The 1,094-nt window shown below is 63.8% G+C and carries 1 protein-coding gene; it reads left to right on the top strand.

The window, feature by feature from the left end; translation table 11 throughout:
- Positions 1-1,094: glutamine amidotransferase-related protein (locus AWB68_RS45285; RefSeq protein ID WP_125483316.1), on the top strand; the 1,094-nt coding region annotated here is incomplete at both ends.

Raw genomic sequence — 1,094 nt, 5'->3', positions numbered from 1 at the left:
GGATGGCCTTCCATGCTCTATCTCATCGAAGACGCTACCCCCGAGCCGGCGCAATTCGGCGCCCTTCCCGCGCTGTTCGCCCGGACTTTGAATGCCGAACTCCGCTGCGCAGGCGTGCATTTCGACGAACAGCGGTTTCCCGATGCGCATCAGCACGTCACAGCGGATGGACGGTTAGTCGCGAGCGGTCTGATCTGGCGCACGCGCACGGGCCTGCCCGACACTGCCGAACCATGCCATGAGATTTTTGCGCTGGCGCGCACGCGCGATATCGTGCTCCTCGTGCAATCGTTCGATGCGTTTCCTACGCAATGCGCCGAAGACGTGGAGATGTTACGCGTCGTTCATGAAGCCGATAGCGCACAGCTCGTCGAAGATGGTTCGGGCGTGGTTTTGCAAGCGCATCGGGATCGCTATGGAAGATGGCGATCCACGGAAGAAGCCGCATCGCGCGCGAGCGGTCCGTCGATCACGATTGCGCTGATAGGCCGTGAGTGCGACCAGCATCAGCAATACCCCGCGACGCTCGCCGCCCTCGGTGACGCCGCCGATGCGCTCGGCCTCGATCTCGACGTGCGCTTCATCGCGGCACAGGACATCGACCGCGACAACGCAGAAACTTTGCTCGCCGATGCACACGGCATTCTTTTGCCGGGCGGCGCGGACATCGCGCACGTGGCGGGACAGATCGAGGCCGCGCGTTTCGGCTGGCTGGCGTCGATTCCGGTCGTGGGTTTGTCTCTCGGCATGCAGTCAATGGCGACGGCCATCGCGCGGCTCGTGTTGAAGAGCGATGAGATCGGCATGAAGGAAGCGCAGCCCGATGCGCGCGTCGCCTGCTTCGAGCCGATTCATGTTGGCGAGGATGGCGTGTTGTTGCATCGCTCAGGCTTGCGGCCGATAAGCCTAGTGCCGGGATCGCGTATCGCGGCCACGCTCGGCGCGCAGGCGAGCATTCTCTGCAATCATCGCTACAGGCTCAACCCGGCGCTCGAAGCGCCGCTCGCGACGCTCGGTGTGACCGTCAGCGCGCACGACGAGAGCGGCTCGATCGCCGATGCCATCGAGGCCGATAAGCATCCGTTCTTTGCGGG

The sequence above is a fragment of the Caballeronia choica genome (genome assembly GCF_001544535.1).
GTDB classification, from domain to species: Bacteria; Pseudomonadota; Gammaproteobacteria; order Burkholderiales; family Burkholderiaceae; genus Caballeronia; species Caballeronia choica.
This window is presented reverse-complemented; position numbering and strand designations above follow the sequence as displayed.